The sequence below is a fragment of the Agrobacterium sp. 719_389 genome (assembly GCF_900188475.1).
Classification (GTDB): Bacteria; Pseudomonadota; Alphaproteobacteria; order Rhizobiales; family Rhizobiaceae; genus Agrobacterium; species Agrobacterium radiobacter.
Window position 1 is genome coordinate 448,407 of sequence record NZ_FYEM01000002.1, and the last position, 24,504, is coordinate 472,910.

Here is a 24,504-nt window from a genome sequence, read left to right on the forward strand (position 1 = left end):
TAATCCCGGCCATCAATCGTGGGGAACCGATGATAAGATTCATACTGAGCCGTCTTTTGATGGCGCTGCCAACGATCGCATTCGTGTCGATCACGGTCTTTGCGCTCATCCGCTTCATTCCGGGCGATCCAGCTGCCCTGATGCTGGGCGACATGGCGCAACCGGAACAGGTCGAAGCCATGAGGACCGAACTCGGCCTCGATAAGTCCATGCCGCAGCAGTTCGTCATCTGGGCGGGCAATGTGGTGCAGGGCGATTTCGGCCGCTCCATCGTCAATGACGAGCCGGTGCTGCCGCTGGTCGTGTCGCGCTTCCTCGTCAGCGCCGAGATCGTTGTGGTTGCCGTGCTGCTCGCCAGCCTGATTGCGGTTCCGGCTGGCGTGATCGCCGCCTGGAAGCAGAACAGTCTGACCGATCTTGCGCTGGTGGGAACGGCAACACTGCTGCTGTCCATTCCGACATTCTGGCTGGGCCTTCTGCTTCTTCTGTTTTTCGGCCTCAAGCTCGGCTGGCTGCCGGTGCTGGGATATGTGTCGATCAGCGACAATCTGGTCGGCGGCATGCTCTATCTCGTCCTGCCTGTCATGACGCTGGTGATCCATGAAATGGGCGTCCTGATCCGCATGGCGCGCGCCTCGACGCTGGAAGTGCTGCGGCTGGATTACATCACCCATGCCCGCGCCAAGGGTCTTTCGGAAAGCGCGGTTCTCTGGCGGCACGCCTTCAAGAACGCCTTTGGCCCGACATGGACGATGATCGGCCTCATCCTCGGCAATCTTCTCGGCGGCATCGCCGTCATCGAGACGGTGTTCACCATTCCCGGTCTTGGACGGCTAATGGTCGACAGTATTTTCGCGCGCGACTACCCCGTCATACAGGGATGCCTGCTGTTCGTTTCCCTGTCCTACGTGCTGGTCAACCTCTTCGTGGACCTTCTTTATCCCCTCTTCGATCCGCGGGTGGTTGCCGAATGAAAAAATTCACACTCAACGGGCTTATCGGCGGCTTTCTCATTGCCCTCCTGCTCATCACCGCCGTGACCGGCCTGTTCTGGACACCCTATGACCCGATGAAGCTCGGCTTTGCCTCGCGTCTGGCCGCACCCGGTGCCAGCCATCTTCTCGGCACTGACGAATTCGGGCGCGACGTTTTGAGCCGGCTGATGGTCGGCGCGCGCGCCAGCGTCTGGATCGGTTTCCTGACGGTCAGCTTCGCGACGATCTGCGGCACTCTGATCGGTCTCGTCAGCGGGTATGCGCGGGGCTGGGTGGATGGCGTCATCATGGCCATCAACAATGCGCTTCTGGCCTTTCCCGGCATTCTGCTGGCGCTCGGCCTTCTCGCGGTTTTCGGCGCAAACCAGTACGGCATCATCTTCGCACTCGGCATCGCCTATACACCATCCATGGCCCGCGTGGTGCGCGGCGCCGTGCTTTCTCTGCGTGAGCGGGAATTTATCGAGGCGTCGCTGGTGATGGGCAATGGTGAGATTTACACCATGTTCCGCCATATCCTGCCCAATTGCATAGCGCCGATCACGGTTCTCGCCACCTCCATGTTCGGCTGGGCCATCCTGTCGGAAAGCGCGCTGTCCTTCCTTGGCCTCGGTGTGCCGCCGCCGGCCCCCACCTGGGGCAACATGCTGGCCGCCGGCCGGCCCTTCATCCAGCAGGCCGTCTGGCTCGGGCTTTTCCCCGGTCTCTGCATCGCGCTGACACTGCTCGGCATTAATCTTCTGGGCGATGCCCTGCGCGACAGGCTTGACCCGCGCATGAGAGGTCTCAAATGACTGATAATAAACTTCTCACCGTTCGCGGTCTTTCGCTCGAAGTCGCCAGAACCGGCCACCGGGTGGTCAAGGATGTCTCCTTCGATATTGCGCCTGGTGAAATTTTCGGCATCGTCGGTGAAAGCGGCTCGGGAAAGACGCTCGCAACCCGCGCGCTCATCTCGCTTCTGCCTCCGGCGATCGCCGTCACCGGCGGATCGGTCGTTTACAAGGGAAAGGACGTGATGTCCCTGCCGGTCAGGGAGCTTCGACGCCTGCGCGGCGCGGAGATCGGCGTCGTTTTCCAGGAGCCGATGACCTCTCTCAATCCGTCGATGACAATCGGCCGGCAGCTGGAAGAAGGCCTGATCCTTCACACGAAACTGTCCCCGGAAGAGCGCCGCGAGAAAATTCTCGACATGCTGCGGCGGGTGGGCATCCGCGACCCCGAAGGCGCGCTGACGGCGTATCCGCATGAGTTTTCCGGTGGCATGCGCCAGCGCATCATGCTGGCGTCTGTCATGCTCCTGAAACCCGCTTTGCTGATCGCCGACGAACCGACAACGGCGCTCGATGCGGTCATCCAGCGCGATGTCATGGAACTGATGGTCGAGCTGACGCGGGCGGAAGGCACTGCCGTTCTCCTCATCAGCCACGATCTGCCGATGGTGGCCCGTTATACCAGCCGCATCGTGGTGATGGAAAAAGGCGCAATCGTCGAACAGGGCCGTACCGAAGACCTGCTGGATGCGCCGCAGCATCCCTATACGAAAAAGCTGCTTTCCTCCCTACCATTCCGCGGCGAGCCGCGCAGCATCGACACGTCCAAAGCACCGATGGTTTCGGCGCGCGATATCGTCGTCGATTATGCCGGCCGCAAATCTCTGCTGAAAAAGGCCAAATCAAAGCGGGCGCTGCATGGCGTCAGCATCGACATTCACGAGGGCGAAGTCGTGGCGCTCGTTGGCGGCTCCGGTTCCGGCAAGACGACGCTTGGCCGGACTATCGCGGGGCTCGTGCAGGAGAGCGAAGGGCATATCCGCTTTCAGGGCCGCGAGCGCAACGAGGACTGGAACGACTATCGCCTGAACTGCCAGATGGTGTTTCAGGATCCCTATTCCTCGCTCGATCCGCGCATGACCATTCAGGCGCTGGTGGAGGAGGCTCTGCGCCTCGTGCCCGGTCTCGACGAGGCCGCCAAGCGCAAGCGGGCGCTGGAAACGCTGGAAGAGGTGGGGCTTGGCGCTGACTATGCCGCCCGTTACCCGCATGAGCTTTCCGGCGGGCAGCGCCAGCGCGTGGCCATTGCCCGCGCCATTGCCCGTCGTCCGCGGTTTCTTATCGCCGACGAACCGGTTTCCGCGCTCGACGTGACGGTGCGGGCGCAGGTGCTCGATCTCTTTTCCGATCTGCAGAAACGCTACGGCTTTTCCTGCCTGTTCATCAGCCACGATCTCGGCGTGGTCGAACAGGTGGCGGACCGTGTCGTCGTCATGCAGGACGGCCGCATCATCGAAGAGGGCGACCGCGACACGATTTTCGACAGCCCGAGAGAGGCCTATACGCGCCGGCTCCTCTCGGCCATTCCCGCCCTCGACCAGAATGAAAAGGGCGGTGTGACACTGAAATGGCGTCTGGAAGAAGAAGTTTAACAGGAAGATGATAATGACTGTGGCTGCCCAACTGAATGCTATCTGTGATGCACAGCCTTTCGTGACGCGATTCATGGTGCGCAATCTCCTGACCGGCGAAGAGATCGGGCGGGGAGAAAACGAGGAGACGCCATCGGGCAGCACCCGCAAGACGTCGATCATGATGGCCGTGCTCAAGGCGGCCAGCGAAAGGCGGATCGACCTCGACCAGCCCGTCACCTATGAAAAGCGGCTGGCGGAAGAAGTGGCGAGCGGCATGTTCCGTTATATGACGCCGGGCATCGTCATTTCGCTTCGCGATGCCGTCGCCGGCATGATGGTGCTGAGCGACAATGTCTGCACCAAGATGGTGCTGGAACGGCTGACGCTGGAAGAAGTGGATGGCTATTGCAAGGCGCTCGGCATGGCCAACACGCACCACCGTTTCCTCATTCCGCCCTTGGCGCTCGCGGCCGATCATCCGCTGAAGACCGTTACCACCACCTCGGCGGCGGACCAGGTTCTGCTGCTTCAGACCATTCTCGATGCGCAATCTTCGCCAGAGGCGCAGGCAAAGCTCGGCTGCAGCCCGCAATTGTGCGAGTGGGCGATGCAGACGCTGAAAAACCAGATATTGCGCTATGGAATTCGCTCCCGCCTGCCTTTCGAGGCCGTGGTGGCGAGCAAGAGCGGCCGCGGCAAACGTGGGCGCATGGATGCCGGCATCGTCTACAGAAATGGCGCGCCAGCCTTCATCATCACCGCCTATACGGATGATGTGCCGCAAACCATGCCTGACGGCACGCCGGGCTATACCATCGCGCTCGAAACGATCGGCCGGCTGGCGCAGGCCTGCTGGGATGGCTTTTAATCACTCACAATCAACGACAACAATGAGGGTAGAACAGTGAAAAAACTTCTTCTCGCAGGCGTTGCCCTGCTCATGACCGCCAATATCGCCGCTGCACGCGATATCACCATTGCGCAAAGCTCGGATCTGCGCAGCAACAATCCGGGCGTGAACCGCGACGGCAATACGGATGGGGTGATCCTGCACATCGTCGAAGGCCTTGTCGGTTATAACAATGCCGGCGAGGTGAAGCCGCTTCTTGCCGAAAGCGTCGAGGTTGCGCCTGACGGCCTGACCTATACGTTCAAGCTGCGCAAGGATGTGAAATTCCACAATGGCAAGCCGCTCACCGCGGAAGATGTCGTATGGAACTGGACACGTTATCTGAAACCGGAAACAAAATGGACCTGCCTCAACGATTTTGCGGAGGGCGGGGCCGCTCACGTCACCGGCGTCAAGGCCACCGATGCATCCACGGTCGAGATCACGCTTGAAAAGCCGTCTGGCGTTTTCCTTGGCCTCATGTCGCGACCGGAATGCGGTTATACCGGCATGATCTCGCCGGAATCGGTTGCTGCCGATGGCAGCTTCGTCAAGCCGATCGGGACAGGGCCGTTCCAGTGGGACGAGTGGAAGAAAGGCGAATATATCCGTCTTTCCAAATTTGCCGATTATGTTTCGCCGGCAAATGACGGCAAGCCGGATGGCATGGTCGGCTCCAAGCGGCCGCTGGCCGACGGCATCAAGTTCATGGTCATTCCAGATGCTTCGACGGTGAAGGCGGGCCTTGAATCCGGCGTGCTCGATACGGCCGAGATTTCTCCCGATCTCATTCCGGAGTTCAAGACCAACGAAAAGATGCAGCTCATCGTCGCCCGCAACAACGGCAAGAACCTGTTCTACATCCAGACCCGCGACAAGGTGCTGAGCAATCCCGGCGTGCGCCGCGCCATGGCGATGGCGCTCGATCTCGACGAACTGGTTGCTGCTGCATCGAACGGTACGGGCGAAGCCAACGGCTCGATGGTCTCGCAGGACTCGGTCTATTTCGACGAGACCCAGAAGAAGCGCCCGGCCTATGACATCGAAGCGGCCAAGAAGGAGCTGGAGGCAGCCGGTTACAAGGGCGAGCCGATCTCGATCATCGCCAACAAGCGCGGCAACGTGCCGAGTTTCCCGGCTGCGGTGATGGCGCAGGCGATGATGCAGCAGGCGGGTCTCAACGTGCAGATCGAGGTACTGGACTATGCCACGCAGGTCGATCGCCGTCGTTCCGGCAATTATCAGGTGATCTCGCAGTCGGTCGCTCCGCGTCTCGACCCGGCACTGATGTACGCCTTCTATGTCGGCAACAAGGATAAGAACGCATCGCTGATGTGGGATGATCCGAAGGCGATCGAACTGATGAAGGCGGCTTATGTCGAGGCCGATCAGACCAAGCGCCAGAAGATTTTCGACGAGTTTCACGAACTGATGCTGAAGGAAATGCCGGGCATCTTCCTTTACGACATGGTCGATGTCTGGGGCGCGACGAAAAAACTGAAGGGCCAGCCGGTCTGGCAGTCGAACGCCCGTCTCTGGGAAGTCTCGGTCGACAACTGATCTACCATGCCCGCGCCGGAGGCGGACCCCGGCGCGGTCTTTCCATCATAGAGCGTAAGGATTTGGCGGAGTTTCCACCGAAGCGCTTGCGCGTGCCCGCAAAGGGCGGAAATGCGAGGACAAGCCATGAACCGTGACGCCGTGATGTCGATTGCCGCTGCAGTCGAGGCAATGAAGCCCGATTTCACCACCCTAAGTGACAATATCTGGGATTTTGCCGAGCTGAAATTCGAAGAACGGCAATCTGCCGGTGTCCTGGCTGCCGCGCTCGAGGAAAATGGCTTTGATGTTCGCCGCGGCGTGGCAGGCATGGAAACGGCCTTTATCGGCGAATTCGGCAGCGGCAAGCCGGTCATCGCCTTCCTCGGCGAATTCGATGCGCTGGCCGGCATGAGTCAGTTGGCCGATGTGGCGCAGGTGCAGCCGCGCGAGGCAGGCGCCACCGGCCATGGATGCGGCCACAACCTGCTTGGCGTCGGCTCATTGATGGCCGCTATTGCGCTCGCCCGACATCTGAAAGTCAATAATCTTCCCGGCACCGTGCGTTATTACGGCTGCCCGGGCGAAGAGGGCGGTTCCGGCAAGACCTTTATGGTGCGCGCCGGCCTGTTTGATGATGTCGATGCGGCGCTGACCTGGCACCCGGCACCTTTCAACGGCGTACGCTCAACCAACAATCTTGCCGTGCTGGAATATTTCTACCGTTTCAAGGGTGTTGCGGCCCATGCCTCCAACGCCGCCCATCTAGGGCGTTCGGCGCTCGATGCCGTCGAACTCATGAATGTCGGCGTCAACTTCCTGCGCGAACATATGCCGCAGGATTGCCGGGTGCATTATGCGATCACCGATACCGGCGGCAAGGCGGCGAATGTGGTGCAGGCGAAGGCCGAAGTACTTTACCTGATCCGCGCCCCGGAAATGCGCCAGGCGCTCGATCTCGCCGCACGGGTGGACAAGGTGGCGCGCGGCGCGGCGATGATGACCGAAACCGAGGTGGAGATCGTCTTCGATACCGCCTCCACCAACCTTCTGCCCAACATCACGCTGGAAACGGCGATGCATGAAAACATGGTGGCGCTTGGCCCTGTCGCCTTCGACGAGGCGGATATCGATTTCGCCAAACGCATTCAGGATACTTTCACCGACGAGGCGATCAAAAGCAGCATCCGGCTCTACCAGATAAAGGGCGATGTTTTTTCCAACCGGAAGATCGACGGTTCGACACCGCTGCATCTCGGCCTGCGGGATTTCGAGGGACAGTCGCATTTCCGGGCGGGTTCCACCGATGTCGGTGACGTTAGCTGGGTCACGCCAACGGCGCAGTGCTGGACGCCGGCCTGGGCGATCGGGACCAATCCGCATACCTGGCAGGTCGTGGCGCAGGGCAAAAGCCCTGCCGCACACAAGGCCATGGCGCATGCCGCCAAGGCAATGGCATCGACAGGCCTTGCGCTGATGACCTCGCCGGAACTGCTCGCCAATGCCAGGAAGGAGTGGCAGGAAAAGACCGAAGGCAGCAACTATGTCTGCCCGATTCCCGCCGATGTCATGCCTGGCTCCCACCAGTAAGGCGCTACGCACATCCTTTTTGCCGCCGTCCGTCTGCCGCAGATTTCCACAGGCGGCATGGTGAATCGCATGAACGTTCCAAGATGAAGAAATCCGATGCGCCGCCGGCCTTCTGAAAAGAGGGCCGGCGGATTCCGGTTTGGAATAAATCTTCCATCTCAGCCGAGTTCATCCTGGCTCCGAACCGGGAGGCGTAATTTCAACGGCTTATGGCTTCCCTGCCTCAAGGGCAGGACGAGGCAAACGGAGCTTCAGCACCTTCATCGGCAATCCCGTCTGGAACGCTCGTCCGCTTGAATGTCCAATCATCACGGCCTTGTGCGCCGCTCCACAGCTGGGCTGCGAAGAAAGCATTGACGTTCGAACCAAAAATGGAATAAATATATCGAACAGACAGAAAATCGGTTTCATTATTCCGTTTTCTGAATGTGAGGAGGTTGCGGCGGGCTTTCGGGTTCGCCTCCGGCTGGGAGAGGCGGCGCCGGACGCCATGGAGGAGAAAAACAATGAGGAAATTTATCATCGGCGCAGCCATGTCTGTGCTTCTCGGCACTGCGGCCCATGCGGAGACAGTCGGTGTCTCGATGGCGCTGTTCGACGACAACTTCCTGACCGTGCTGCGCAACGGCATGCAGGATTATTCCAAGGAACTGAAGGGCGTCACCCTGCAGGTCGAGGACGCGCAGAACGACGTCGCCAAGCAGCAGAGCCAGATTCAGAATTTCATCGCATCCAAGGTCGATGCGATCATCGTTAACCCGGTTGATACGGATGCTACGGCGGCCATGTCGAAGCTTGCCGCCGATGCCAAAATTCCGCTTGTTTACGTCAACCGCCAACCGGTGAACGTCGACAGCCTGCCTGATGGCCAGGCCTTCGTCGCTTCCGACGAAACCGTTGCCGGCACGCTTGAGGCCAAAGAGGTTTGCCGCCTTCTCGGTGGCAAGGGCAATGCGGTCATCATGATGGGCGAGCTTTCCAACCAGGCTGCGCGCATGCGCACACAGTCTGCGAAGGATGTTTTGAAGACTGACGAGTGCAAGGGCATTTCCGTGGTTGAAGAGCAGACCGCGAACTGGCAGCGCACGCAGGGTTCCGACCTCGTGACCAACTGGCTCTCCAGCGGCATCGAGTTCAACGCCGTCATCGCCAACAACGATGAAATGGCGATTGGTGCTCTCCAGGCGCTGAAGGCCGCGGGCAAGGACATGAAAGATTATGTCGTCGCCGGCGTGGATGCCACGCAGGATGCTCTCGCCGCCATGCAGGCGGGCGATCTCGACGTCACGGTCTTCCAGGATGCGGCGGGGCAGGGCAAGGGTGCTCTCGATGCCGCGCTGAAACTCGTCAAGGGCGACAAGGTCGAGAAGAAGGTCTACATTCCTTTCCAGCTCGTCACGCCTGAAAACGTCAAGGACTACGTGGCCAAGAACTAACGCCCCCTTCCGGCATCTGCGCCTGTTTCAGGTGATCCCGGCGGCAGATGCCGGTTCCCGACAGCACTGGGGAGCAAGCTTCGGTGTGAGCGGATTGCGATTGGATTTCAGTGAATTCAAAGTGTTACAGCGCCCTTGTGTCGTGATAGGCACGGCGCTGTAAGCCTCCCCGGAGGCAAGGTGCGCCCTCTGGCAAAACCCTATCTCCGGTCATTTTTGTCTATTGTGGAGGGTGAGATGGTCGTCAGTCCATCGACAATGGCCGCCGTGCGCGCCAGCGGAGCCGTGCCGAATGCGGAGTTTCTTCTCGCAGCGGATGGCGTACGCAAGGAATTTCCCGGCGTCGTGGCGCTCGATGATGTGCAGTTCCACCTCAAGCGCGGCACCGTGCATGCGCTGATGGGCGAGAATGGCGCCGGCAAATCGACGCTGATGAAGATTCTCGCCGGCATCTACCAGCCGGACAACGGCGAAATCCGCCTGAAAGGCGCGCCGATCCGTCTCGATTCCCCGCTCGATGCGCTGGAGAACGGCATCGCCATGATCCATCAGGAACTGAACCTGATGGCTTACATGACGGTTGCGGAAAACATCTGGATCCGGCGCGAGCCGAAAAACCGGCTGGGCTTCATTGATCACGGCGAAATGTATCGCCGCACCCAGACGCTGCTTGAGAGGCTGGGTATCGATCTTGATCCGGAAACCCGCGTTGGTGAGCTTTCGGTGGCAAGCCGTCAGATGGTCGAGATCGCCAAGGCGGTTTCTTACGATTCCGACGTTCTCATCATGGACGAGCCGACATCTGCGCTGACGGAGCGCGAGGTCGAGCATCTCTTCCGCATCATTCGTGATCTCAGGGAGCGCGGCATCGGCATCGTCTACATCACCCATAAGATGAACGAGCTGTTCGAGATCGCCGATGAGTTCTCGGTTTTTCGCGACGGCAAATATATCGGCACCCATGCTTCCACCGATGTGACGCGTGACGACATCATCCGCATGATGGTTGGCCGGGAAATCACCCAGATGTTCCCGAAGGAAGAGGTTCCGATCGGCGACGTCGTTCTGTCGGTCAAGAACCTGAACCTCGATGGTGTCTTCCATGACGTCTCCTTCGATGTCCGCGCCGGTGAAATTCTCGGCGTTGCGGGCCTTGTCGGCTCGGGACGTTCCAATGTGGCGGAAACAGTATTTGGCGTGACGCCCGCTTCCTCGGGAACGATAACGATTGATGGCAAGCCGGTTTCGATCGACAGCCCGACAAAGGCTATCAGTCACCGCATGGCGTTTCTGACGGAAGACCGCAAGGATACGGGGTGCCTGCTGATCCTCAATATTCTGGAGAACATGCAGATCGCCGTCCTGCAGGACAAATATGTCGCCAATGGTTTCGTGCAGGAAAACGCGCTTTCGGAAGCCTGCGAGGACATGTGCCGCAAACTCCGGGTCAAGACGCCGCATCTTTACGAGCGTATCGAAAACCTGTCCGGCGGAAACCAGCAAAAGGTTCTGATCGGTCGCTGGATGCTGACCAAACCGCGCATTCTCATTCTGGATGAGCCGACGCGCGGCATCGATGTTGGGGCGAAGGCCGAAATCCACAAGCTGGTTTGCGAGATGGCGCGCCAGGGCGTCGCCGTCATCATGATTTCCTCTGAAATGCCGGAGGTTCTGGGAATGAGCGACCGCATCATGGTCATGCATGAAGGTCGGGTGACGGGCTTCCTTGATAGAAGTGAAGCCACGCAGGTGAAAGTGATGGATCTCGCATCGCGGTGAGGCGCGCCGGGATTTCTCGAGGAGGAACGACTATGAATACGAACGCCGCCGCCAACACGGAGTTGGATGCAAAATCCGGACGCAAGCCGCACCGGCGCATCCCGCCCGAGGCCAATATATTTTTCGTACTGATCGGCATTGCGCTGGTTTATGAAATTCTCGGCTGGATTTTCATCGGCCAGAGCTTCCTCATGAACCAGCAGCGCCTGACGATCATGATTCTGCAGGTTTCCGTCATCGGCATCATCGCGGTTGGCGTGACCCAGGTCATCATCACCGGCGGTATCGATCTTTCCTCCGGTTCCGTCGTCGGCCTGACGGCGATGTTGTCCGCCAGCGTGGCGCAATCCTCCACATGGCCGCGGGCGCTTTATCCGGGACTGACTGATCTGCCTTTCTTCATACCGCTCGCGGTCGGCATATTGGCCGGCACCCTGGCGGGGTTCATCAACGGACAGCTCATCGCGCGCACCAAAATTCCGCCCTTCATCGCAACACTCGGCATGATGGTGACGGCGCGCGGTCTTTCCAAGTGGTATACGAAGGGCCAGCCGATCTCCGGCCTGACCGACGGTTTCAATTTTATCGGCACGGGCATCTGGCCGGTGGTGGTATTCCTTGTCGTCGCCGTCATTTTCCATGTGGCGCTGCGTTATACCCGCTACGGCAAATTCACCTATGCCATCGGCGCCAATCAGCAGGCGGCCCGCGTTTCCGGTATCAATATCGAAGCGCATCTGATCAAGGTCTATGCCATTGCCGGCATGCTCGCCGGTCTTGCCGGTGTCGTTACCGCTGCCCGCGCGCAGACGGCGCAGGCCGGCATGGGCGTGATGTATGAGCTGGACGCCATCGCCGCGGCGGTTATTGGCGGTACGTCGCTCGCCGGCGGCGCCGGCCGCATTACCGGAACGGTGATCGGCACCATCATTCTCGGTGTCATGACATCGGGCTTCACCTTCCTCAGGGTGGATGCCTATTATCAGGAAATCGTCAAAGGCCTTATCATCGTGGCTGCGGTCGTCGCCGACGTCTACCGCCAGAAAAAACGCGCAAAGCGCTAAATCCTCCTCCCAGAACTTGGGGCAGGCCTTCAGGCTTGCCCCTTTTTTGTGTTCTTATGGGCCAAGGGGATCAGCAGCGGTTCAGACCTTGCTGTTTCGATAGTCGTGGACGGCCTTGCCGAAGGCCTCGAACAATGCCCGTGAGGGTGCGTCCGTCTCGGCCCAATATTCCGGATGCCACTGCACACCAACGGCGAAGCCCTTGGCGTCGATGACGGAGACGGCCTCGATGGTGCCGTCCGCCGCCGTCGCTTCCACCTGCAGACGGGGCGCGGTTTCGGCAATCGCCTGCCGGTGCAGGGAGTTGATCTGGATTTCGCCCGACATGCCGAGATGCTGTGCAATGCAGGAGCCTTCGCGCACATGCACCGGCTGGCGGATGGCGAAGGCCACATCGCGGTCGTCGTGTTCCGGCTTGCGGTGGTCCCATATGCCGGGCTGCTCCTGAATTTCCGAAGCAAGCGTACCGCCGAGCGCGACGTTCAGTTCCTGAATGCCACGACAGATGGCCAGCATCGGAATACCGCGCTCGATGGCGCGACGGATGAGCGGCAGGCTGGTGGCGTCGCGAGCCTGATCGAACGGGCCGTCGCTCTCCTGCGCTTCTTTTCCGTAAAGGGAAGGGTGCACATTGGTGGCGGAGCCGGACACGAGCAGGCCGTCCACCCGATCGAGAATGGCGTCAACCTCGTTTCCGTCCTCGAAGGCCGGGATGATGAAGGACATGACACCAGCCACTTTCAACGCGGCGGAAAGATACTGGTTCTGCGCGGCGTGCCAGTCGGCCCCGGTGAAATGCCTGATGTCGGCGGGTACGGCGATAATTGGTTTTGGCATGGTGGCTCCGGGACGAATATTCGAAATTTGTGCGACTGCCGGCTGGCCAAGTCAAGCACGCGTTTTGCGTTCCGACTATCCCGTATGCGCCTAAAGTATAAGGCGGTGCCGGGATATTTCAGTTGTAAATAAAATGCGAAGCAGAGTTTCGGAAAATTCCCGAAAAGGCAGGTTTCTCCGCGATTAATTCTTGGTGCGGGTGCTTGTCAGCCGGGCGGTAACCGTGCTTACTTTGCTGCGATGCCTGAACAGCAACGAGGGGAATTCAAAGCTGCGGGCAGCGTTCATATCTGGGAGGATATAGATGGATCGCCGTTCCTTTATGAAAAAAGGTGCGCTTGCGGGAGCTGCCACGGCAGCCTTGGCCGCGCCCGCCATTGCACAGCAGAATACCAAGATCAACTGGCGCCTGACGTCGTCGTTTCCGAAATCGCTCGACACGATCTATGGCGGCGCCGAGGATATAGCCAAACACGTCGCTGCAGCCACTGACGGCAATTTCACCATCCAGCCCTTTGCCGCGGGTGAAATCGTGCCCGGCTTGCAGGCGGCCGATGCCGTGTCGTCAGGCACGGTGGAAATGTGCCACACCTGCTCCTATTATTACGTCGGCAAGGACCCGACCTTTGCCATCGGCACGGCGATACCCTTCGGCCTCAACGCCCGCCTGACGAACTCATGGTTCTATGAAGGTAACGGCAACAAGCTGCTCAACGAGTTTTACGCCAAACACAATCTCTATGGCATGATTTCAGGCAATACCGGCGCGCAGATGGGCGGCTGGTTCCGCAAGGAAATCAACACTGTCGACGATTTCAAGGGCGTGAAGATGCGCATTGCCGGGCTCGCTGGCAAGGTAGTGGAAAAGCTCGGCGTCGTGCCGCAGCAGATCGCCGGCGGCGACATCTATCCGGCGCTGGAAAAAGGCACCATCGACGCAGCGGAATGGGTCGGTCCTTACGACGACCACAAGCTCGGCTTTCAGAAGGTGGCGAAATATTACTATTATCCCGCTTTCTGGGAAGGCGGCCCGGTCATCCATTCCTTCGTCAATCTGGACAAGTGGAACAGCCTGCCGAAGAGCTACCAGACGGCGCTGCAGGATGCCTGCGCCTTCGCCAACACCAGCATGATGGCGAAATACGACGCGAAAAACCCGATCGCCATCAAGCAGCTGGTGTCGGAAGGTGCGGTATTGCGGCCCTTCAGTCAGGAAATCCTCGAGGCCTGCTACAAGGCCGCACTGGAAGTGTACGCCAATATTTCGGCCTCCAATCCGGACTTCAAGAAGATTTACGAGGACCAGGTTGCCTTCAAGCGCGAAGGTTATCTGTGGATGCAGCTGGCGGAATACACGTTCGATACTTTCATGATGATCCAGCAGCGTAACGGCAAGCTCTGATTATTCGGTGACGGCGGACCGGGCAAAGGCCCTGGAGACTTCGGTCTCCGGGGTTTTTGTTGTGCGCGCATGCCTTCATGCATCCGACAACAAAGGATGATTTAGGATCGGGTCTGTTGCGAGCAAAAGCAGCAGGCTCCGTGACCAACCGGAGTGTCGGCGGGGATTGGCCACGCCGACCTCGGCAAAAGCCTTGCTCTCAACTGTGGAGGTGATGCGATGTGGAAAACGCTGAGCATTGCATTCGTCATTAGGAAATACCGGACAGGCTGATCAGTGACTGTCCGGTTCAATTTCTAAAGAGAATAAACGGAAGGCAGGGGTGCAACCCTGTCTTCCACTCCGCAATCATAGGCGTTTCGCCATGTCCTTACAAGACAGCTCTTACGGCCCGATCTTCGGTGGTTCGCCGAGATTTGGCATGCCTGGCATCCCGCCCGGCTGGCCGAAATTGGGCATGGTGTTGCCACCCTGATTGCCAAATGAGGGTATCTCGATCTTGATGGAATTCAGATCGACTTCGGGTGTCTTGTCCAGCCAGTAGGTAACGGATTCCGGCCAGAAGATCACGATGGCGACGAGGATGAGCTGCATGCCGAGCCATGGAATGGCGCCCATGTAGATATCCGACGTCTTGACGGTCCGAGGTGCGATGGAGCGCAGGTAGAACAGCGCAAATCCGAAGGGCGGGTGCATGAAGCTCGTCTGCATGTTGATGCAGATCAGCACGCCGAACCAGATCAGGTCGATACCGAGCGCCTGCGCGATCGGGGCCAGCATCGGGATGACGATGAAGGCGATCTCGAAGAAATCGAGGAAGAAGGCGAGGAAGAAGATGAAGATGTTGACGAAGATCAGGAAGCCGATGGGGCCGCCCGGAATGCCCGACAGCATGTGTTCGATCCACAGCGAGCCGTCCATGCCCTGAAAGACAAGCGAAAAGCAGGTTGCGCCGACCAGAATGAACACCACCATCGAGGTGATATGCATGGTGGAATGCATGCCCTGCTTGACGAGATCCCAGCTGAGGCGACGGTGTGCGGCGGCCAAGGCCATTGCGCCTACGACGCCGAGGGCGCCGGCTTCGGTGGGCGTTGCAAGGCCGAGGAAGATGGTGCCGAGCACGAGGAAGATCAGCACGATGGAAGGGATCATGCCCGCCAGCACGCGGAACACCAGCTTACGGTCGAGTTCGCCGCGCGCTTCCGGCGGCAGCGCCGGCAGGTCCTTCGGCCGCACGATCGACATGAACAGGATGAAGAGCATGAAGATGGCGACTTGCAGGATGGAAGGACCGATGGCGCCGAGATACATGTCGCCCACGGATTTGCCGAGCTGGTCGGCAAGAACGATCAGAACCAGCGAAGGTGGGATGACCTGCGTGATCGTTCCCGATGCGGCGATGACGCCCGTGGCAAGCCGCGGATTGTAGCCGTATTTCAGCATGATCGGCAGTGAGATGACGCCCATGGTGATGACCGAGGCGGCAACCGTGCCGGTAATTGCGCCAAGAATTGCGCCGACGATGATGACGGCATAGGCGAGACCGCCGGGAATGGCGCCGAACAGTTTGCCGGTCCCTTCAAGCAGATCTTCCGCGAGTCCACATCGCTCGAGGATTGCGCCCATGAAGGTGAAGAAGGGAATGGCCAGCAGAAGGTCATTGGAGACGATGCCGAAGATGCGCAGCGGCAGCGCCTGAAGAAAGGCCGGTGAAAAATGCTCGGTGAAGATGCCGATGATGCCGAAAACGAGACCGACGGTGGCGAGCGAGAAAGCCACCGGAAATCCGTAAAGCATGAAGATGATCATGCCGAGGAACATCAGTGGCGGAAGAATACCATATTCGAACATGGGAATATCCTGAAGGTTCAGATCGGTGTGATCATTGCAGGGGTTTTTCGTACTTGGTATCGAGCGCATAAAGCCCGTTAAGGGCCCCTATGCGCTTGATGAGTTCGGAAAAACCCTGAAGAACCAGAAGGGCGAAACCGGCGAAGATGATGAATTTCACCGGCCAGCGGATGAGACCGCCGGCATTGGAGGACATTTCGTTCTGATGCCAGGACAGGCTGAACATGGGCCAGGAAAGCCAGGCGAGGTAAAAGCAGCCGGGCAACAGGAACAGCACGATGCCGATAATATCCACCCAGATGCGGCTGCGCGGCGAAATCGCGCCATAAATGATGTCCACCCGCACATGTTCGTTCATGCGCAGCGTATAGGATGCGCCGATCAGCACGATGAAGGCGAACATGTACCACTGGATTTCCAGCCAGCCGTTTGAACTGTAGTTCAGGGCGTAGCGGACCATGGCGTTGCCGGCGCTGACGAGGCAGCAGATGAGCACGAGATAACCGGCGACCTTGCCCAGAGCTTCGCTTGCAAGGTCTATCAGCGCGCTTAATTTTAGAAGCGACTTCATATAACTTCCCCCTCTTCCCTTTTCGGGCCCTTTGCGGGTTTATGGCGGAGAGCAAAGCCCGGTATCCCTGCTGCAGCCACGCCTCCACGTGCTTCCGCTGCCACAGGTTCCAGAGTTCCTCCCCACAGAATCCCGTGTATGGTCAGGCGGTTCGAAAAGCAACCAAAACCGCCATGAAACAGCTCGACCGAGCGCCCTTTTCAACCGTTTGCGAAAGAATGTTGCCCTATGGGATGTTTTGCCCGGTTGAGCGGCCGCGATGCGTGCCGTTGGCGCACTTTCACGCAGAACGCATTGCGCTTTTCGCTGACTTCATGTTACCTCTGGCTACGGAGAATCCGGCATGGCCCGGTGATCGTCCACGGGTAGATTTGCCCGTACGGCGGGCATGACGGATGGAGCAAAGGGGAAGCGGAATGAGCGAACACCACACGGGTCCGGTCGAAGTTGGCGCCGAGATGAATTACGCCGAGCACGAAAAGACCTATAACGGTTTTCTGGCCCTGACGAAGTATGGCACCATGTTGCTGTGCGTGCTGATGCTGGCCATGGTCGCGGGGTTCTTCACCACTGCCGGCTTCCTTGGCGGTCTGGTCGTCTTCGTCGTGCTGTCGGCCGCGGGTTTCTTTCTGCTGCGCTGAACAATCCCGTTCATGAGCGGTTTCCGTTCGGGGAACCGGGCGATGCCGGATAACCGGAGAGGCCAAGCCATGAAGCGCCTGTTTTATTGTTTGTTTCTGCTGGTGGCGATTGCGCATCCTGCTTTGGCGCGTGATCTTTCGCCTGCCGAGCAGGATAGCCTTCGCACACGGATAGAGCGGTTCAGCACGGCTTTGAATGCACAGGATTTCGAGCTTGTCGGCACGACCGTGCCGCCGAAAATCTTTGAGTTCATCGCACGTGACGCGGGTGTTACCGTGGAACAATTGCGCGGCGCCTTGACCACGCAGATGCAGATGGCGCTTGCGGCGGTCAAGATAACCGAATTCACCATGGATGCGCAGGCAATCACGCTTGCGCAAACGCCTGACGGAACGCCCTATGCGCTTGTTCCGACGAAGACGGTGATGGAAACCGGCGGCCAGACGATCGAGGCGAAATCCCACACGCTGGCGCTGATGGATGGTGCGGACTGGTACCTGCTGAGGGTCAGCGACCAGCAGCAGGTGACCATCTTGCGCAAGGTCTACCCGTCCTTTGCCGAGGTGGAATTTCCTGATGATTCCATGCAGCCGGTGAAATAGACCGGCCTCTTTCGTTCAGGAGAAACGCCCCGGACGGAACGGGTCGACCGAAATTGCCGTCTCCTCGCCGCTGGCCAGCTGCGTCACCAGACGGGCGGTGGCTGCGGATTGTGTCAGCCCCAGATGGCCATGGCCGAAGGCATAGATGACGGAGGGCGTGGCGCGGGCCGTTCCGATGACGGGAAGACAGTCCGGCATGGACGGGCGGAAGCCCATCCATTGTTTTCCATCCTCCAGCTTCAGCCCGGGCAGGAACCGTCCAGCCTTCTTCAGCATCGCCTCTGCACGGCGGAAATTCGGTTTCAGTTCCAGCCCGCCAAGTTCTACGGCGCCGCCGACACGGATGCCCGTCGCGAGCGGGGTGACGACAAAGCCATGATCGTTGAAATAAAGCTGGCGCGTCAGGTTGAATGCGCTGGCGGGAAGGGTGGTGTTGTAGCCACGTTCGGTTTCGAGCGGCACGATGTTGCCAAGCGTCGCGGCAAGCTTCCTCGACCAGGCGCCGCAGGCAATCACCACTTTGTCGGCATCAATCTTGTCGCCGTTTTCAAGCGTAACGATCGTGCTTTCGCCAACGGCGTCGATGCGTTCGGCTTCGCCCTTGCGCAGGCTGGCGCCACGGGCAATCACCAGATCGAAAATCGCGCGGGTGAAATCATAGGGGACGGAGACCTGCAGGCCATCGGGAGAGAACATGGCGTGGCGGAACTGCGGCGCGAGACCGGGTTGCAGTTCTTCAATTTCATTGCGGCCGACACGTTCAAAGGTGAAGCCGGCGCTTTCCTTCTCGTCCCAGTCCTTGCGGGCAGCGTTGAGGCTTGCCTCACTGTCGTAAAGATCGAGCGTACCGGTTTTTGAAACGAGGTGCGAAAGTTCCGGCATTGCGGCGATGTGGGCCATTTCCAAGGCCGACAGCCGGTTGATCTCCGTCAGTGACTTCAGCCCGTGGCGGAAGTTGCGCTCGGCGCTGGCGCGCCAGAAACGCCACAGCCAGGGCGCGATCTTCGCCCCATAGGCGGGCGGCACGCTGAGCGGGCCGAGCGGGTCGAACAGCCAGCGCGGCGCTTTTCTCATGATGCCGGGAGCGGGAATGGGGATGATTTCCGGGAAAGCCAGAATGCCGGCATTGCCGGAACTCGCCCCCCGGGCAACCTCGCCGCGCTCCAGAAGCACCACCTCGCGCCCGGCATTCTGCAGATAAAGCGCCGCCATGGAACCGATAATGCCGGTGCCGATCACCAGCACATCGCATTTCAGGGTTTTGGTCATCGGCGCTCCTGCAACACAAATCTTTCAACCCGCCATAACAACTAATGCCGCCCGGATGAAAGGCCGCATCGTGTCGCTGGCGCAGAAATATCAGCACTGTGGCAAATAAGCGGTCCCAAATAGACAAGGCGAATATAGTCGCCGCGAAGCACATCTGCAGTCGATTCAGGCTCCGGATTTATAGTTATATGGCATCATTAATCGCAATTTAACGGTGTCACGCTAGTTTCGCGTGCAGACGGGCCGACCGTTCTTCATCTTTATATTTCGGGGATGGGGAAGGTCTGCATATGGATTACTGTTGGGGGTTCAAAAAAGATGTCTCACTTTTCTAAACTCGGTCTGGACGCTTATGCGGTGCTTGATGCGCTCAGCCGCTCGCAGGCCATCATCGAGTTCGATCTGAACGGCAAGATTTTGAAAGCGAACGATAATTTCTGCAAGGCTGTGGGTTATCAGCAGTCTGAAATCGTTGGGCGCTCCCACAGCATGTTCCTTTCTTCCGAGGATGCGGCCTCGCCTGAATACGAGGCCTTCTGGGCAAAGCTGTCGCGCGGCGAATACGATCAGGGCCAGTACCGGCGTCAGGCCAAGAATGGCGACGAAATCTGGATTGAGGCCTCTTACAATCCGGTGTTTCGTTTCGGTAAGCCTTACAAGGTGGTCAAGATTGCAACCGACATCACCGCGATCAAGCGCAAGAGCGCCGAGGATGACGGCAAGCTGGCAGCGCTTTCCCGCGCGCAAGCCATGATCGAATTTACGCCCGACGGGAAAATCCTCAGCGCCAATGAGAATTTCCTCGCGACGCTCGGTTACACGGCGGAAGAGATCATTGGCAAACATCATCAGATGTTCTGCGAGCCGGCTTATGCCCAGTCCCAGGACTATCGGGATTTCTGGAAGGAACTCGGAAAGGGCCACTTCTCGACCGGGCAGTTCATGCGGTTTGGCAAGGATGGCAAACGCGTTTTCATTCAGGCCTCCTATAATCCGATCATCGATGACCGAGGCCGCGTCTTCAAGGTGGTGAAATTTGCTTTCGATGTGACGGACCGGATGCACGCGGTCGAAGAACTTGGTGCTGCGCTTGAGCGGCTTTCTCAATGCAATATCCGTATTACGCTGGACAAACCTTTTGTCGGCGAGTTTGAAAGATTGCGTTGCGATTTCAATAAATCGATCGCCGAATTCCAGAAGACGCTGGAAAATGTTCTCGGCCAGACCGGAGACCTGACCCGCAGCAGCCAGGAAGTCAGCGAAGCCTCCGTCAATCTCGCCGAACGCTCGCGCGAGCAGGCGGTGGCGCTGGAGGAAACGTCGGCAGCGCTCGAGGAAATCACAGCGACGGTCCGATCATCGACTGAGAATATGAAAGAAACGCGCAAGCTCGTTCAGAGCGCGCGGGCATCCACCGTGGCCTCCACCGAGGTCGTGGAGCGGACGGTCGATGCGATGCAGCGTATCGAGACGGCGTCGCGGGAAATCAGCCAGATTATCGGCGTGATCGACGAAATCGCCTTCCAGACCAACCTTCTGGCGCTGAATGCCGGCGTGGAAGCCGCACGGGCGGGCGACGCGGGCAAGGGTTTTGCCGTGGTGGCGCAGGAAGTGCGCGAACTGGCGCAGCGTTCCGCCAATGCCGCGAAGGAAATCAAGGCTCTGATCAACAATTCCGGCACGGAGGTTCTTGAGGGCGTCCGGTTGGTGGGCGAGACCGGCACGGCGCTGAAGCAGATCGACGCGCTGGTCAGGCACATTGACGGTAACGTCGACATGATCGCCAAGGCGGCGGACGAACAGGCTGTCGGCATCAGCGAGATCAACAAGGCGGTCAATCGGCTGGATCGGATGACGCAGGAGAATGCGGCGATGAGCGCCCGCACCACCGTGATCAGCACCACGCTGGCGCAGGGTGCCGATGCGTTGGCGCAGCTTGTCAGCCTGTTCAAGTTGAACCGCCGCACGACGCAGCGCGAAGACGGTTCTTCCGTCCGGTCGGAGTCTTCGAATACCGCCCGGCGCAATCAGACGTCGGCGCGGGCGGCATAAAGATCGCGCCCAAGCGCCTCTTAGGCGCAGGAACCAGATTTGGTGGATGCGGATGCCTCTGATCGGGCATCCGCATAAGGTTATCCCCGCAGAGCCGGTCGTGCGATACCGAGATGGTCGCGCAGGGTCGAGCCTTCGTAGTCCTTACGGAACAGGCCGCGTTCCTGCAGGAGCGGAACGACCTCGCGGTTGAATTCCTCCAGCCCGCCGGGGAAGAAGGGCGGCATGACGTTGAAGCCGTCTGCGGCGCCGTTCTCGAACCATTGCTGCATGCGGTCAGCCACGTCTTTCGCCGTGCCCATGACGATGTGGTGGCCGCGGCCGGCGGCAACGCGCAGCGCCAGTTCCCGGATCGTCAGCTTTTCACGGCGCGCCAGTTCGGTCAGAAGTTCGGCGCGGCTGCGCAGCTGGTCGGAAATCGGCAGGTCCGGCAGTGGGCCGTCGAGATCGTATTCGGTAAGGCTGTGGCCGATGCGTTCTTCAAGCAGCGGCATGGCGCTCTTGATATCGGTCCAGCGATTCAGCTCCTTCAGCTTCTCGCCGGCCTCTTCAAAGCTCCTGCCGATGATCGGCATGAAGCCGGGCATCACGGCGACGCTGGCCGGATCGCGGCCGAATTTCTCCACGCGCGCCTTGAGGCTGGTATAGAAGGCCTGCGCTTCGGAGATTGCCTGCTGGGCGGTAAAGACGATATCGGCGGTGCGGGCGGCGAGGTCCTGTCCCGGGCCGGAGGAGCCGGCCTGGATGAGAACCGGATGGCCCTGCGGGGAACGCGGGATGTTGAGCGGTCCCTTGACCGTGAAATATTTGCCTTCGTGGTTGAGAATATGGACCTTTTCCGGATCGACGTAACGGCCCGCCTGCTTGTCCTTGACGAAAGCATCGTCATCCCAGCTGTCCCAGAGGCCGCGCACCACATTCACGTATTCTTCCGCCACGGCATAACGCTCGTCATGCTCAGGGTGGTCCTTGGAGAAATTGGCCGCCGTGCGGGCGTATGAGGTGGTGACGATGTTCCACGCCGCGCGGCCGTGGCTCAGGTGATCGATGGAAGCGAAGGCGCGGGCGGTGTGGTACGGCTCGCCATAGGTGGTGGAGGCGGTGGCGGCCAGACCGATCTTGTCAGTCACCATGGCAAGCGCTGCAAGCAGCGTCAGCGGCTCGAAGCGCGCGATCATCGAGGGATGGGCGTCGACGCCGCTGGTGAGGCCATCTGCCAGGAAAACCATGTCGAACTTCGCCGCCTCGGCCATTTTCGTAACACGGGTGAGCAGATCGAAATTCTCGCTGCCGGCTTCCGCATCCGGGTGACGCCAGCCGGAAACGTGGTGGCCTGCACCCTGCAGGAAAAGGCCCAGATGCATCTGTCTTTTGCGTGTCGTGGTGGTCATGGGGATCATGCCTTCATGTCGGTCGAGTTATATTTGCGATACCAGAAGCGTTTCGAGCTTCCTGAGGTCGGCTGCGGTTTTCATGGACCGCACCAGTGCCGGAATGCTGGCGAATTTTTCATTGCCGCCGGTCGCGTCGGCAAATTTTTCGGTCGGGTCATCGATGCCGGGGAGGCCGTCGACACGGCGCGAGAGCACCGTGCCATCCTTCTTCGTGACGTCGATGACCACGAAACGGGTGGTCGGATCGGGCGAGAGGCGGCGGGCGGTCTCGTCATGCCGGCGCGAGACCCTCGCGGAAAGGGCAAGCAGGTCGGTGCGTGTCGGATGCTCGTCGAAATGGCCGATCCCGAGTGCTCCATCCGTCAGCGCTGCGGCAAAGACATATTCGGCGCTGAAGCGCGCATCGATGCCGGTGCTGGGCGTGGCCGGTCCAACGAGGGCGGCATCGCCGCCGGGCGGGAAGGTGATGGTGACCGCCTCGACCTCATCCGGTGCCAGACCATTGCTGTTGCGGAGCGCCAGCGCGCCGACGGCAACGGGATGGCTCGCGGTGCAGCAGGGAAAGGCCTTGAGCGTCAATCCGGGAGAAACGATCTGCCAGGGTGCGCCCCAGCCGGAGAGAATGCGTTTCGGCTGCTCTGCACCAAAGGCGAAAGCGGAGTAAAAGCCGATGGGATTCTCCAGAAAATCCGGCGCGCCCTGAAAACCGGATCGCGCCAGCCGCGCGGCGGTGAGGCCGGCGCGCGTGGCGAGCCCTGCATGCAGCGGTTTCGCGTCATAGCCGAATTGCAGGCGAAGTCCGGCCGATTGCGTGGCGGCAAGGCCAAGCGCTACGGCCGTGGTCTGAGGATCGAATTTCAGGATATGCGCAATCGCCGCCGCAGCGCCGATGGGGCCGAGCGTGGCGGTGGCGTGGAAGCCGTTTTCGTAATGCTTGGTCCCGAGCGACAGGCCGAGACGCGCCATGGTTTCCAGCCCGACGATATAGGCCGCGATGAACGCGTCCGCCGTGGAGCCTTCCTCTACCGCGATAGCCAGCAAAGCGGGAATGATGGCGACCGTCGGGTGGCCGCGCACACTGCCATGGACGTCGTCATAGTCAAGCACATGCCCCGCATGGCCGTTGATGAGGGCGGCGGTAAAGGCATCCGTGCGCAGATCATGGCCGATAATGCCCGCCGTGCCCGTTGTGCCCGGTGTAAAGCTGTCGATCAGGATTCTGGTGCTTCTGTCGGCAGCTCCGCCCAGCACACAGGCGAAAAAGTCGATCAGCGCCGTGCGGGCGATGGCAACCGCGTCATCGTCGCGTGACGGATCGGAGGCAGCGATGGCCTCGGCCAGATGAAGCGTGAGTTTCTCGTCGGCGGTCATGGTGTCAGATCCCTTCGCCGTCAGCGACCCGCGCCACCTGTCCTCCGAGACCCTTGACGAAGGCGTTGATGCGCGGATTGGTCGACCTGTAGAAGATGTGCTCCGGAGTGCCCTGATCGACGATCAGGCCGTTTTCGGTGAAGACGATATTATCACTGATTTCCTCGGCAAAACGCATTTCGTGGGTGACGAGAATGCTGGTCATGCCGTCATTGACGAGATCACGAATGACGGCGAGCACCTCGCCCACGGTTTCCGGGTCGAGCGCGGAGGTGACCTCGTCGAAGAGCACCAGTTCCGGCCGCATCGCCAGCGCCCGGGCAATGGCCACGCGCTGCTGCTGGCCGCCGGAAAGCTGGCCGGGATAGGCATCGACTTTCTGGGAGAGGCGTACTTTTTCCAGCAGTTCACGGGCGTGGCGTTCTGCTTCCGCCTTCGGCGTGCCGAGGATTTTGATCGGTGCGATGGTGATGTTTTCCATGACCGTCAGATGCGGGAAGAGGTTGAACTGCTGGAAGACGATGCCGATGCGCTTGCGTAGTGCGATACGCTCCGCTTCGGTCTTCAACAGGTCTACGCGGGTGCCGCCGACGGTGATCTTGCCGGATTGCGGGATGAGCAGGCCGTTGATGCAGCGCAGGATGGTGGATTTTCCGGAGCCGGAAGGGCCGATGATGGAGACTGCGTCGCCCTTGTTGACCGTAAGATCGATGCCCTTCAGAACCTGATTGTCACCGAAGGACAGGTGTATGCCTTCCAGTTCGACCAGAGCTTTTGCGGCGGTTTGTGGTGCGGGTGCGGACATGGCTTG

The 24,504-nt window shown here is 59.7% G+C and carries 21 protein-coding genes; 13 read left to right on the plus strand and 8 right to left on the minus strand.

Annotated features, from left to right (window positions below):
* Positions 1 to 29: 29 nt before the first annotated feature.
* The 6 genes from CFB10_RS05795 (at position 30) to CFB10_RS05820 (ending at position 7,420) form a co-directional block, all read left to right on the plus strand.
* Entirely contained in the window at positions 30 to 974 is a 945-nt protein-coding gene (locus tag CFB10_RS05795) for an ABC transporter permease (RefSeq protein WP_026363980.1), read from the plus strand.
* Entirely contained in the window at positions 971 to 1,789 is an 819-nt protein-coding gene (locus CFB10_RS05800) for an ABC transporter permease (RefSeq protein WP_020011930.1), read from the plus strand. Before CFB10_RS05795 ends, CFB10_RS05800 begins: the two co-directional genes overlap by 4 nt.
* Entirely contained in the window at positions 1,786 to 3,420 is a 1,635-nt protein-coding gene (locus CFB10_RS05805) for an ABC transporter ATP-binding protein (RefSeq protein WP_020011929.1), read from the plus strand. Before CFB10_RS05800 ends, CFB10_RS05805 begins: the two co-directional genes overlap by 4 nt.
* A gap of 13 nt (positions 3,421 to 3,433) precedes the next feature.
* Positions 3,434 to 4,270 (plus strand): serine hydrolase, encoded by an 837-nt coding sequence (locus tag CFB10_RS05810; protein ID WP_026363979.1) that lies wholly within the window; start codon positions 3,434 to 3,436, stop codon positions 4,268 to 4,270.
* A 36-nt stretch (positions 4,271 to 4,306) separates the two neighbouring features.
* The gene (locus CFB10_RS05815; protein ID WP_020011927.1) at positions 4,307 to 5,851 is read left to right on the plus strand and encodes an ABC transporter substrate-binding protein; all 1,545 of its coding nucleotides are present in this window, start codon (positions 4,307 to 4,309) and stop codon (positions 5,849 to 5,851) included.
* A gap of 126 nt (positions 5,852 to 5,977) precedes the next feature.
* On the plus strand, positions 5,978 to 7,420 hold the full coding sequence (locus tag CFB10_RS05820; RefSeq protein WP_020011926.1) for a M20 family metallopeptidase: 1,443 nt from the start codon (positions 5,978 to 5,980) through the stop codon (positions 7,418 to 7,420).
* A gap of 223 nt (positions 7,421 to 7,643) precedes the next feature.
* Here the strand turns inward: CFB10_RS05820 and CFB10_RS05825 are convergent, their stop codons facing one another.
* Positions 7,644 to 7,955: a hypothetical protein gene (locus tag CFB10_RS05825; protein WP_020011925.1), complete on the minus strand. Its 312-nt coding sequence runs from the start codon at positions 7,953 to 7,955 to the stop codon at positions 7,644 to 7,646.
* On the opposite strand from CFB10_RS05825, the gene CFB10_RS05830 reads away from it, so the two are divergent.
* The 3 genes from CFB10_RS05830 to CFB10_RS05840 all read left to right on the plus strand — a co-directional run bounded on the left by CFB10_RS05830 (position 7,927) and on the right by CFB10_RS05840 (position 11,699).
* Positions 7,927 to 8,856: a sugar ABC transporter substrate-binding protein gene (locus CFB10_RS05830; protein ID WP_003506747.1), complete on the plus strand. Its 930-nt coding sequence runs from the start codon at positions 7,927 to 7,929 to the stop codon at positions 8,854 to 8,856. The two genes, CFB10_RS05825 and CFB10_RS05830, sit on opposite strands and share 29 nt — an antisense overlap.
* A 237-nt stretch (positions 8,857 to 9,093) precedes the next feature.
* Positions 9,094 to 10,635 (plus strand): sugar ABC transporter ATP-binding protein, encoded by a 1,542-nt coding sequence (locus CFB10_RS05835; RefSeq protein WP_026363978.1) that lies wholly within the window; start codon positions 9,094 to 9,096, stop codon positions 10,633 to 10,635.
* Between the two features lie 32 nt (positions 10,636 to 10,667).
* Positions 10,668 to 11,699: an ABC transporter permease gene (locus tag CFB10_RS05840; RefSeq protein WP_003510336.1), complete on the plus strand. Its 1,032-nt coding sequence runs from the start codon at positions 10,668 to 10,670 to the stop codon at positions 11,697 to 11,699.
* Between the two features lie 81 nt (positions 11,700 to 11,780).
* On the opposite strand, the gene CFB10_RS05845 is transcribed toward CFB10_RS05840, so the two are convergent.
* Positions 11,781 to 12,536: a gamma-glutamyl-gamma-aminobutyrate hydrolase family protein gene (locus tag CFB10_RS05845; protein ID WP_020011922.1), complete on the minus strand. Its 756-nt coding sequence runs from the start codon at positions 12,534 to 12,536 to the stop codon at positions 11,781 to 11,783.
* A 304-nt stretch (positions 12,537 to 12,840) separates the two neighbouring features.
* Between CFB10_RS05845 and CFB10_RS05850 the strand changes: the two genes are divergently transcribed.
* Positions 12,841 to 13,938 carry a TRAP transporter substrate-binding protein gene (locus tag CFB10_RS05850; protein WP_020011921.1) on the plus strand — a complete coding sequence of 366 codons (1,098 nt, stop codon included), beginning with the start codon at positions 12,841 to 12,843 and terminating at the stop codon, positions 13,936 to 13,938.
* Positions 13,939 to 14,322: 384 nt separating this feature from the next.
* On the opposite strand, the gene CFB10_RS05855 is transcribed toward CFB10_RS05850, so the two are convergent.
* Positions 14,323 to 15,792: a TRAP transporter large permease subunit gene (locus CFB10_RS05855; protein WP_020011920.1), complete on the minus strand. Its 1,470-nt coding sequence runs from the start codon at positions 15,790 to 15,792 to the stop codon at positions 14,323 to 14,325.
* Between the two features lie 31 nt (positions 15,793 to 15,823).
* Complete coding sequence (locus CFB10_RS05860; protein WP_020011919.1) at positions 15,824 to 16,363, minus strand: TRAP transporter small permease subunit; 540 nt, start codon at positions 16,361 to 16,363, stop codon at positions 15,824 to 15,826.
* 416 nt (positions 16,364 to 16,779) lie between these two features.
* On the opposite strand from CFB10_RS05860, the gene CFB10_RS05870 reads away from it, so the two are divergent.
* Together CFB10_RS05870 and CFB10_RS05875 are read left to right on the plus strand one after the other, a co-directional pair.
* Positions 16,780 to 17,004 (plus strand): aa3-type cytochrome c oxidase subunit IV, encoded by a 225-nt coding sequence (locus CFB10_RS05870; RefSeq protein ID WP_020011918.1) that lies wholly within the window; start codon positions 16,780 to 16,782, stop codon positions 17,002 to 17,004.
* A gap of 69 nt (positions 17,005 to 17,073) precedes the next feature.
* Entirely contained in the window at positions 17,074 to 17,607 is a 534-nt protein-coding gene (locus tag CFB10_RS05875; protein WP_026363977.1) for a hypothetical protein, read from the plus strand.
* A 15-nt stretch (positions 17,608 to 17,622) separates the two neighbouring features.
* Here CFB10_RS05875 and CFB10_RS05880 read toward each other — a convergent pair whose 3' ends face one another.
* On the minus strand, positions 17,623 to 18,876 hold the full coding sequence (locus CFB10_RS05880) for an FAD-binding oxidoreductase (protein WP_020011916.1): 1,254 nt from the start codon (positions 18,874 to 18,876) through the stop codon (positions 17,623 to 17,625).
* Positions 18,877 to 19,194: 318 nt separating this feature from the next.
* On the opposite strand from CFB10_RS05880, the gene CFB10_RS05885 reads away from it, so the two are divergent.
* Positions 19,195 to 20,928 carry a PAS domain-containing methyl-accepting chemotaxis protein gene (locus tag CFB10_RS05885; protein ID WP_020011915.1) on the plus strand — a complete coding sequence of 578 codons (1,734 nt, stop codon included), beginning with the start codon at positions 19,195 to 19,197 and terminating at the stop codon, positions 20,926 to 20,928.
* Positions 20,929 to 21,008: 80 nt separating this feature from the next.
* On the opposite strand, the gene CFB10_RS05890 is transcribed toward CFB10_RS05885, so the two are convergent.
* From CFB10_RS05890 to CFB10_RS05900, 3 genes are read right to left on the minus strand one after another with little or no spacing between them, the layout of a single operon-like run.
* Positions 21,009 to 22,328, minus strand: coding sequence for an LLM class flavin-dependent oxidoreductase (locus tag CFB10_RS05890; RefSeq protein ID WP_020011914.1), 1,320 nt, complete (start codon positions 22,326 to 22,328; stop codon positions 21,009 to 21,011).
* Positions 22,329 to 22,346: 18 nt separating this feature from the next.
* Positions 22,347 to 23,693 (minus strand): MmgE/PrpD family protein, encoded by a 1,347-nt coding sequence (locus CFB10_RS05895; RefSeq protein ID WP_020011913.1) that lies wholly within the window; start codon positions 23,691 to 23,693, stop codon positions 22,347 to 22,349.
* A gap of 4 nt (positions 23,694 to 23,697) precedes the next feature.
* The gene (locus CFB10_RS05900) at positions 23,698 to 24,498 is read right to left on the minus strand and encodes an amino acid ABC transporter ATP-binding protein (protein ID WP_020011912.1); all 801 of its coding nucleotides are present in this window, start codon (positions 24,496 to 24,498) and stop codon (positions 23,698 to 23,700) included.
* Positions 24,499 to 24,504 lie beyond the last annotated feature (6 nt).

Excerpts from the sequence above, each read along its gene's own strand:
- CFB10_RS05890 (WP_020011914.1), bottom strand. The coding sequence starts at position 22,328 with ATGATCCCCATGACCACCACGACACGCAAAAGACAGATGCATCTGGGC.
- CFB10_RS05825 (WP_020011925.1), bottom strand. The coding sequence starts at position 7,955 with ATGGCTGCGCCGATGATAAATTTCCTCATTGTTTTTCTCCTCCATGGC.
- CFB10_RS05810 (WP_026363979.1), top strand. The coding sequence starts at position 3,434 with ATGACTGTGGCTGCCCAACTGAATGCTATCTGTGATGCACAGCCTTTC.
- CFB10_RS05850 (WP_020011921.1), top strand. The coding sequence starts at position 12,841 with ATGGATCGCCGTTCCTTTATGAAAAAAGGTGCGCTTGCGGGAGCTGCC.
- CFB10_RS05805 (WP_020011929.1), top strand. The coding sequence starts at position 1,786 with ATGACTGATAATAAACTTCTCACCGTTCGCGGTCTTTCGCTCGAAGTC.
- CFB10_RS05835 (WP_026363978.1), top strand. The coding sequence starts at position 9,094 with ATGGTCGTCAGTCCATCGACAATGGCCGCCGTGCGCGCCAGCGGAGCC.
- CFB10_RS05860 (WP_020011919.1), bottom strand. The coding sequence starts at position 16,363 with ATGAAGTCGCTTCTAAAATTAAGCGCGCTGATAGACCTTGCAAGCGAA.
- CFB10_RS05880 (WP_020011916.1), bottom strand. The coding sequence starts at position 18,876 with ATGACCAAAACCCTGAAATGCGATGTGCTGGTGATCGGCACCGGCATT.
- CFB10_RS05870 (WP_020011918.1), top strand. The coding sequence starts at position 16,780 with ATGAGCGAACACCACACGGGTCCGGTCGAAGTTGGCGCCGAGATGAAT.
- CFB10_RS05895 (WP_020011913.1), bottom strand. The coding sequence starts at position 23,693 with ATGACCGCCGACGAGAAACTCACGCTTCATCTGGCCGAGGCCATCGCT.
- CFB10_RS05845 (WP_020011922.1), bottom strand. The coding sequence starts at position 12,536 with ATGCCAAAACCAATTATCGCCGTACCCGCCGACATCAGGCATTTCACC.
- CFB10_RS05830 (WP_003506747.1), top strand. The coding sequence starts at position 7,927 with ATGAGGAAATTTATCATCGGCGCAGCCATGTCTGTGCTTCTCGGCACT.
- CFB10_RS05795 (WP_026363980.1), top strand. The coding sequence starts at position 30 with ATGATAAGATTCATACTGAGCCGTCTTTTGATGGCGCTGCCAACGATC.
- CFB10_RS05820 (WP_020011926.1), top strand. The coding sequence starts at position 5,978 with ATGAACCGTGACGCCGTGATGTCGATTGCCGCTGCAGTCGAGGCAATG.
- CFB10_RS05800 (WP_020011930.1), top strand. The coding sequence starts at position 971 with ATGAAAAAATTCACACTCAACGGGCTTATCGGCGGCTTTCTCATTGCC.
- CFB10_RS05875 (WP_026363977.1), top strand. The coding sequence starts at position 17,074 with ATGAAGCGCCTGTTTTATTGTTTGTTTCTGCTGGTGGCGATTGCGCAT.
- CFB10_RS05840 (WP_003510336.1), top strand. The coding sequence starts at position 10,668 with ATGAATACGAACGCCGCCGCCAACACGGAGTTGGATGCAAAATCCGGA.
- CFB10_RS05900 (WP_020011912.1), bottom strand. The coding sequence starts at position 24,498 with ATGTCCGCACCCGCACCACAAACCGCCGCAAAAGCTCTGGTCGAACTG.
- CFB10_RS05855 (WP_020011920.1), bottom strand. The coding sequence starts at position 15,792 with ATGTTCGAATATGGTATTCTTCCGCCACTGATGTTCCTCGGCATGATC.
- CFB10_RS05885 (WP_020011915.1), top strand. The coding sequence starts at position 19,195 with ATGTCTCACTTTTCTAAACTCGGTCTGGACGCTTATGCGGTGCTTGAT.